This window comes from Collinsella aerofaciens, assembly GCF_028209625.1.
GTDB classification, from domain to species: domain Bacteria; phylum Actinomycetota; class Coriobacteriia; order Coriobacteriales; family Coriobacteriaceae; genus Collinsella; species Collinsella aerofaciens_AM.
The window spans coordinates 1-5,628 of record NZ_JAQLDU010000031.1 but is presented as its reverse complement, the minus strand read 5'-3'; the positions used below and the strand labels follow the sequence as shown (position 1 = coordinate 5,628).

The window sequence follows — 5,628 nt, the reverse complement described above, 5'->3', positions numbered from 1 at the left end:
GGAAGATACGCGAGGGCGCATCATACAAGCACAGGTACTTCTGCCTGATGGCGCTTGCGATATACGCCGTGAAGTGCGGCATCACCGACCGCGAACGCGTCAAGGCGGACATGGATTCGCTGGTGCCGTTCCTGGATTCGGTAGACACCGAGCACCCGTTCGGCAACGACCACGAGGTCGAGAACGCACTCGAATGCCTCGACCTGCGGTACAAGAAGTTCCCCATCAAGGACTTGGAGAAGATATCGGGTATGGCCATCCCGAAGAACAAGCGGAACTACAGGAAGCAGGCGCTGCACCTCAGAATGGCGCGTTCGAACCTTGAGATTCTGAGCGAGGATGCCGGTCATGCGTTGCAAGGTCGGCCGAAGGGAAGCGGTGAGAAGCGCGAGCTGATTCGCTCCTATGCCCGCGAGCACCCGGATGCCAACCACTCGGACATAGCAAAGGCGCTTGGCGTGTCGCGTCCTACCGTCATCAAATGGCTGAGGGGTTGGAAGTGCGACACCGACGGCCTGCCGGATGGCGCATGGTACGAAAACGGGCACGTTCACGTCGATATGACGGAGCCGAAAGCCGATTGATTCTTGCCCGCTTTTCATTTGGGTGATGAAATGGGCTGATACACAGGGTGATACACACCGAGATACACAGGAGATACACGTGCCGCAGAAGATGTTCAGGCTTACAGATGAGCAAATCTGCAAGCTAAAAAAGGTTTCCGAGCTGCGAGGATGTTCCCAAACTGATTTGATTCGCGGGTTCATCGACTCGCTTGACGAGGAGCCGCCTGATACACAGGGTGATACACACCGAGATACACAGGAGATACACGGTGCCGAGCGGTCGAGCGGAGCCGATTCGCCAGCGCTTGCCGCGCTCGTCGAGCAGTTGGCCGTCAAGGATGCTCAGCTCGCCAAGAAGGACGAGCAGATAGCCAAGCTCATGGAGACGGTGGCCGACGGCACCAAGGCCGTGCAGGGCGCTCAGGCGCTCCACCACGAGACGGCGCAGGCGCTCGCGCTGGAATCGACCGAGCAGAAGCTGAGCCGATGGCAAAGGCTCAAGAGGGCTTGGAGGGGCTAGCCGTGAAGTGGAACGTATCCGTGCTGCGCAGGTCGGGGGAATGCGAGCGCACCGAGGTGGCTGACTTCGAGCTGTCGGAGTTCTTCAACCGAATCGCGAGCGCCGAGGGCAAGGCGTGGGTTCTGTCGGTCGAGCGCGTCGGCGATGTGGGCGATTCCGCGCTCGTCGAGCCTGACGGCGATGAACTCGTGTCGCAGCTCGGCAAGCGCCGCTGGCGCGTCATGGGAGACCCGGAGGACGGCTGGTGGGTCGAGGTCGATTCGGACGGCAGCGAGCTTCCGGGAGATTGGGAGTATGACCGAAAGGGCGGGTACGTCTACTGCTCGTTCAGCTGATTTGGCACAAATGAACGTCTGAGAGCCGTTTTAAGGCTCCGAAACATGGCCGCAGAAGAGTTCTGCGGCCATGTTCTTTTAAAGCCGATTCTGGGCATCTGGCGAGTGCCGCTACACCTGCTGGCGCTTTGCCTTCTCCCACTCGCGAAGGCGCTTGCTCGCCCCATCCGTGTCGAGCGGCTGCGTACCGCACGCCGAAATCTCGTCGGCGTGCCCGGCGATGAACGCGGCGAGCGCGTTCCAATCGACCGACTTCCAGTCACCGCCCGGGGCCTTCGCCATCAGCAGGCCGCCAGCGACCATGACGGCGTGGTTCCTCGCCTTGCGCTCGGACTTCGCAAGCTCGCGCTTCTTGCGCTGAATCTGCGCTTCGAGCTGCCTTTTGCGTTTTTCCAATTCCTCAAGCGTCGCCATGCGGAACCACCTTGCCCAATCCGTCGAAATTGTCCGCGTCGGCGGCGGCACCGACGCTACCCGTGCATATGGTAGGCCATTTCGCGGCGGCGCGGAATGGCTATAATATCTTTAGCCCGTAGGGATAAAGCGCACTTATATGTCACGCCTGCGGCATGACGTGCGCCGCTGCGCGGGGCTTCTCCGTCGGAACGGTCAGACCGTCCGACTGCGCGACCGCTCCGCAGTCTTGCCATTCTCCCGCAGCGATTCCGGAATCATCGCGGGCTGCGCGATGCCGTCGCGGCGGCGCTCCGGCATCTTGCCAAGGTTCGTCCACGGGAGGTCTGGCGGTGGCCATCTTTCACTGCAACATATCCGTCGCGTCCCGCGCCGACGGCGCGTCCGCCGTCGCTGGTGCCGCATACATATCGCGCTCGGCCATCGAGTTCGAGCGCGAGGGAACCATGTTTGATTTCACCAAAGCCCATAGGCACGAGCGTCTGGTGGCGGATTTGGGAATCGCGCTGCCAGACAACGCGCCGAAGCGGTTCGGCGAGCGCGGTGCGCTGTGGAACGAGGTCGAGCGCGTCGAGAAGAAGGCCGACGCGCAGCTCTGCCGCCGAATCGAGTGGGCGCTGCCCGACGAGCTGCCGGACGACGAGAAAATCAGGCTCGCGAGGAAACACGTGGCGCAGCGCGCAGCCGCCGGCCACGTGGTCGATGCGTGCATCCATTGCAACGTCGACGGAACGAACTGGCACGTGCACGAGCTTGAACCGCTGCGCCCCGTCGGCGAAAACGGGTTCCTCGCAAAATCGGAGAATGTCTACGTGTGCAGGAAGCTCGGCGAGAAAGATGACAGGAAGGCGAGCGCCAAGGAGTTCGCCTTCCTGAAAGCCGAGGGATGGGAAAAGGTCTACAGGTACCGAATCAGCGGCGAAACGCGATGGCTCACGCCGACGGAAGCCGCCGCGCGGGTGCGTGGCAAACTCGGGCAATCGGCAGACCCGGAAGACGTATCCGAGCTGACAAGAAAGAGCAGGCAGGGGCGCAACCCGAAGCAGGAGACGCGATACCTTACCGACTGGAACGAGCCGACCAAGGCCGAGGAATGGCGCTCCGAAATCGCGGCGCTCATAAACGACGCACTCGAAGAGAACGGGTTCGATGGGCGCGTAGACCATAGGAGCTACGAGCGCCAAGGCGTCGAGCGCGTCCCGCAGGTGCACGAGGGAAGCCGCGTCCGTGCCATGGAGAACCGCGCCAAGGCCGAAGCCGAAGCGGCTGGGGTCGAATACGAACCCGTGACCCTGCGCGGTGCCCAGAATGCCGAGCGCCGTATGGCGAACGCCGAGATGGCCGAAGCGTCGAGGGAACTCGACATGTGGTGCAGACCGACCGTCATGGACGCGCTGCTGCGCAACCTGCGCGGGCTTTGCCTCTATGCGCTCGATGCCGCCAAGGGGTTCCGCGACTTCAGGGAAAGGCTCAAGGGCTGGGGCGCGGCAACGGCTTGGAAGGGTCGCGACTTCTGGGTCTACGACGAGGACGAACCGCGCGCCGCGTCCCTCATGGCAGACCTCGACCCCAAGCTCGGCGAATATCTTTCCGACAATTCCGCCGAGGTTGAATCAGAACGTATCTCTTGCATGAGGGATGCCTACATCGCCGACGTGAAGCGCCGCGAGAAGGAATACAGGGGCGGCGTGAGCGCGGAATCGCGCGGCGGCGGGTACATGCTCGCCGACATGCCGAAGCTCAAGTTGCCGCGCCCGACACCGGAAATCGCCGACGATGCTGACGTAAAGCAGGCAATCTTGTCCGCTTGGCAGAGGTGCGACGCGTGGCGGCTGAGCCATGCGAAGGACGCTCCCAAGCCAAAGCCGAGACCGGGCGGCGGTTCCGCTTCGCAACAGCAGACGCAAAGGCGCAAGGAGCAGCCGAGCCACGAGCGGAACCCCAACATCGGGCAGGGCAGGTAGCAAGGAAAGGGTCGATGGAGCAGAGCGTCCATCGACCCTTTTTCAAGTCTGGTCTATTCGATTGACCGTCGCGTCAATTCCGCAGCCGGTGAACGAGTCGGCTTAGATCCGCGCAAGCGCGGAACACGCCGCCCCGTAGTCACCGCCTGCTACATTGACCCGCCTGCGGCAACCGTTTAAGCCTGTGCGGCAAGATAGTAGTCGAGTGCGTCCCTGTAGACCGAAGACGGCTTCACGCCCTTGCTGCGGGCTATCATGGCCACCCTCTGCGTGTCCTTCGCGTCGTAGACTACCGTCACGCGGCGGGTTCCGACCGCGTCGAGGTGCGAGCCGCTGAACACCTTGCCATCGGGTTCCGGCTCGAAGCTGCCGTCTTCGTAGGGCGCGGCCATACGGTCGAGGTCGGCATCGGTGATGCCGTGCTTCGCCATGAAATCGTTCACGTTCATCAAAATCACCTCTCCAAGCCTAGTTCCCTGAGCGTCTTGCCGCTCGGCGGTGTCATCCCGTGGTAGACGAAGAAGTAGTCATCGTCGGCATCGTAGATGTAGACGAGCTCGACCAGCCTGCTGCGGGAGTCCGTGCCGACGGCAATCCACTCGCCCGATTCGCGCTGCTTGTAGCGAATCATCGACCGCATCGCCGCCATCACGTCCGCATCGCTCACCTCGGGGTGCCGCTCGCTGATTCTGGGGTGAACCCCTATCTGGCTCATGCCCGCTCTCCTCTCGATATGATATGAAATCATATCATATCTTTCTATCGGGAGAAATACGCCCGTATTTCAGGGGGCCTTTTTCTCTGGCTCTAGGTGTAAAATAAATCTATTGATAATATAACGTGCCTGTGAGGGCTTCCGGGATAGGTTGGTGAGTGGGTTGTCTCTTGAGTCCGTTCTTCTTGAGTACGGGGCTTTCGAGGTCTCGGCCATGGATGTCTACTCCGATATCTTTCAGCTCGGGTACGGGTTCATACAGACCGAAGGGGAGCCAAGCGGTGAGCACAAGGCGAACCCCATCATCGTCGGCTCGTTCGGCGGTCATTACGACGAGGACGGGAAGCTCGAAGGGGACAGGGTTCGCCGTCGCATCCTGTTCGAGGACACGTTCGAGGACACTCTTGCCGAGTTCAGCGATGCGAACTGGGCGATAACGAACGGTCTCACCTACTGGGGCAGGGCGAACACCGCCGATGCGCAGAGCAAGATGTGCGCCCTGATTTTCGACCTCGACGGTCAGGATGACGTTACTCTGCGGAACTTCTTTTACAACTGCCGCAGCGATTACCCCTACTATCCCGATCCGAACTACATCATCCTGAGCGGGCACAATATCCACCTGTACTACGTCCTCGAGGAACCCGCCGACCTTTACCCGAACACCAAAAGCCTGCTGAAGGACATGAAGTACCGCCTGACCGACCAGATGTGGAACAAGTACACATCGAGGGAATGGGAGCACCCGCAGCACCAGGGCATCAACCAAGGGTTCCGCATCATCGGCGGCAAGACCAAGGACGGCGGTACGGTGAGGGCATTCAGGGTCAACACGCATCCGTTCTCGCTCGAAGAGCTAAACGGGTTCCTTCCTCCAGACCAGCAAGTCGACCTATCCAAGAAGTGGAGGGAGACGAGGTACACGCTCGAACAGGCCAAGGAGAAGTTCCCCGAGTGGTACGAGAAGGTCATCGTCAACGGCGGTCATGCCGACGGCTCATGGGATGCCAAGGAAGACCTATACAACTGGTGGCTTCGGAAGATACGCGAGGGCGCATCATACAAGCACAGGTACTTCTGCCTGATGGCGCTTGCGATATACGCCGTGAAGTGC

Annotated in this window: 8 protein-coding genes; 5 read left to right on the top strand and 3 right to left on the bottom strand. The window is 61.0% G+C overall.

Annotated elements, in window-relative coordinates:
* The 3 genes from PMW70_RS09575 to PMW70_RS09565 all read left to right on the top strand — a co-directional run.
* The coding region (locus PMW70_RS09575; RefSeq protein ID WP_271744725.1) for a helix-turn-helix domain-containing protein at positions 1-584 on the top strand (584 nt) is incomplete at its 5' end.
* A gap of 79 nt (positions 585-663) precedes the next feature.
* Positions 664-1,086, top strand: a complete 423-nt coding sequence (locus PMW70_RS09570) for a hypothetical protein (RefSeq protein ID WP_271744724.1) — start codon at positions 664-666, stop codon at positions 1,084-1,086.
* Positions 1,087-1,088: 2 nt separating this feature from the next.
* The gene (locus tag PMW70_RS09565; RefSeq protein WP_158050459.1) at positions 1,089-1,421 is read left to right on the top strand and encodes a hypothetical protein; all 333 of its coding nucleotides are present in this window, start codon (positions 1,089-1,091) and stop codon (positions 1,419-1,421) included.
* A 111-nt stretch (positions 1,422-1,532) separates the two neighbouring features.
* Here the strand turns inward: PMW70_RS09565 and PMW70_RS09560 are convergent, their stop codons facing one another.
* On the bottom strand, positions 1,533-1,835 hold the full coding sequence (locus PMW70_RS09560; protein WP_012814670.1) for a hypothetical protein: 303 nt from the start codon (positions 1,833-1,835) through the stop codon (positions 1,533-1,535).
* A 332-nt stretch (positions 1,836-2,167) separates the two neighbouring features.
* Between PMW70_RS09560 and PMW70_RS09555 the strand changes: the two genes are divergently transcribed.
* Positions 2,168-3,799, top strand: a complete 1,632-nt coding sequence (locus tag PMW70_RS09555; protein WP_271744723.1) for a MobA/MobL family protein — start codon at positions 2,168-2,170, stop codon at positions 3,797-3,799.
* A 176-nt stretch (positions 3,800-3,975) separates the two neighbouring features.
* Here PMW70_RS09555 and PMW70_RS09550 read toward each other — a convergent pair whose 3' ends face one another.
* Both PMW70_RS09550 and PMW70_RS09545 read right to left on the bottom strand, forming a co-directional pair.
* Positions 3,976-4,248, bottom strand: a complete 273-nt coding sequence (locus PMW70_RS09550; RefSeq protein WP_012814665.1) for a hypothetical protein — start codon at positions 4,246-4,248, stop codon at positions 3,976-3,978.
* Between the two features lie 5 nt (positions 4,249-4,253).
* Positions 4,254-4,547 (bottom strand): hypothetical protein, encoded by a 294-nt coding sequence (locus PMW70_RS09545; protein ID WP_271744722.1) that lies wholly within the window; start codon positions 4,545-4,547, stop codon positions 4,254-4,256.
* A 181-nt stretch (positions 4,548-4,728) separates the two neighbouring features.
* Here PMW70_RS09545 and PMW70_RS09540 point away from each other — a divergent pair.
* The coding region (locus tag PMW70_RS09540) for a hypothetical protein (RefSeq protein ID WP_465038321.1) at positions 4,729-5,628 on the top strand (900 nt) is incomplete at its 3' end.

Excerpts from the sequence above, each read along its gene's own strand:
- PMW70_RS09545 (WP_271744722.1), bottom strand. The coding sequence starts at position 4,547 with ATGATTTCATATCATATCGAGAGGAGAGCGGGCATGAGCCAGATAGGG.
- PMW70_RS09560 (WP_012814670.1), bottom strand. The coding sequence starts at position 1,835 with ATGGCGACGCTTGAGGAATTGGAAAAACGCAAAAGGCAGCTCGAAGCG.
- PMW70_RS09550 (WP_012814665.1), bottom strand. The coding sequence starts at position 4,248 with ATGAACGTGAACGATTTCATGGCGAAGCACGGCATCACCGATGCCGAC.